This window comes from Rickettsia sp. TH2014, assembly GCF_019249195.1.
Lineage (GTDB): Bacteria > Pseudomonadota > Alphaproteobacteria > Rickettsiales > Rickettsiaceae > Rickettsia > Rickettsia felis.
In genome coordinates, this window is the sequence record NZ_MXAX01000123.1 from 1 (window position 1) to 1,964 (window position 1,964).

Below are 1,964 nucleotides of genomic sequence, written 5' to 3' on the forward strand. Positions count from 1 at the left end.
CATAAATGACCTCATATTTATTTATGGGTTGTTATTTTACCGGTAGATGCTCAAACTTTGGCGAGGACGAGCGTCTACCGGTTTTTTCTTTTCTGCAATAATTTCCTTATTTGTTCTCGATTACTACATCTCATATAACTAATATTATATAAGCTTAAAACTTAAGTCAAGGAGTATATACTATAAATATAGTATATATATGGTGTATTAATTACAACAGTACATTATTTATATATGTATATTATAGTATTTTTATTATATTATGTTATAATTAGTATGAGGTATATATCATGAATGATTTAGATATTCGTATGACTGCTGCTGATTCTGCTAAATTTTTAGGAGTATCACTACAGTTCATTCATAAACAACTAAAACTAAAGAAACTGGGGTCCTTCAAATCACAAAATAGAGTATATTTTGGTCACTCAACGGCAAAGGAACTTTTTAATATTCAATTTCCACAAAAAGTAATATCTTTCCAAATTGTCAAAGGGGGTACTGGCAAAACTTCTTTAACTCATGCCTTTGCAATTAGAGCTAATTTATATGGTGCTAGAGTTTTATGTGTTGATTTAGATCAACAGGGGAATCTTTCACAGGCATTTAATGTTGATGCTAAAAATAATCCCGTTATGATTGATATTATATGTAATAATGCAACACTTCATGATACTATTCAAACCGTTGCAGCTGGTTTAGATATTCTTCCAAGTAGAATAGAAAATGCTGTATTAGATAATTACTTAATACTAAATAAATATCCTTTAGATAGAGTATATAATGATTTGTTTGGAGAAATACGTCATAAATACGATTTAATTCTAATAGATTGCCCACCAGCGTTAGGACAATCAGTAACCGCTGCCACATTATCTTCAGATGTTGTAATTTGTCCAATTACTCCAGAACATTTTAGCTTATCCGGTTTAAAAATTTCTTATGAAGAAATTAAAACTATTAGCAAGAGATTTAAAAAACCAATTGATTTTAAAGTTGTTCTAAATAAATTTGATAATAGAACAGCTTTATCTTCTGAAGTATTATCAACCATATTAAATCACGATATTTTTAAAGATAAAGTTTTAAATACTTTTATCAGAAATTGTCAGGATTTTCCTAATAGCATGTATGCTAGTAGTAATATTTTTTCATCACTAAGAAATAGTGCAGCAAAAGAGGATATAGATCTCTTAACTCAGGAAATATTAGCACTTCAAAACAATACTAAATAATTAATATTATGCCTTTAATCTCAGAAATAGAAAAAAATAAAATCAAGAGTCCTTTTAAGAAACGTGCTTATCGTCCATGGGACGACACACCTAACACAGAATTGTCAAATCATAATAATACCGACAGTATTAACAAAAAATCCAAATCCACTGCTCTTAAAAAAAATGATAGTTTAATGAGTTTTTCAGAAGAAGGGCTAAAAAAAGAATTTAGACAAATGTTTGGAGCACAAAAAGTAATAATGCAGTTCTTGGTTAACAATATTGAAGATAAAGACTCTGAATATGCAATAACTAAAAGCATCACAATAGATGAATTCTCATCTGCATGCCAACTACCCAGTAATACTATTAAATCAACGTTACTAAAATTAAAGAATAAACACTTTTTTGTAACACATGAAAATAAGCCGGGACGGGGAGGGTATGCACGCTACAAATTCTTATTAGACACAGTTAATTTCTTTTCAAAATCATTTACTCAGAATAAAAAATAATGTGTGTTGATAAAAATTAAGACTTGACACTTCTAGGTTTAAGTAGTACTTATATATTTTATAATAACTTTAACTGTATATTATGACTAACAGAATACTAATATAATAAGGTAATGAGTTAAGAATCTATACCTTATTATATATAATGTACTTTGAAGACTTTCTGGGGAGATTGTCTGTTATTATTAGTACTACATATATCATAAAAAGTCAAGGGTTTTAGGTACTTAGC

At 28.4% G+C, this 1,964-nt stretch carries 2 protein-coding genes; both read left to right on the forward strand.

The features are described from left to right. Nucleotides 1-290 precede the first annotated feature (290 nt). A complete protein-coding gene (locus KYQ89_RS02330) occupies nt 291-1,235 on the forward strand; it encodes a ParA family protein (protein ID WP_218460242.1) in 945 nt (314 codons plus the stop codon). Between the two features lie 8 nt (nt 1,236-1,243). Further along, on the forward strand, nt 1,244-1,732 hold the full coding sequence (locus KYQ89_RS02335) for a hypothetical protein (RefSeq protein ID WP_218460243.1): 489 nt from the start codon (nt 1,244-1,246) through the stop codon (nt 1,730-1,732). Nucleotides 1,733-1,964 lie beyond the last annotated feature (232 nt).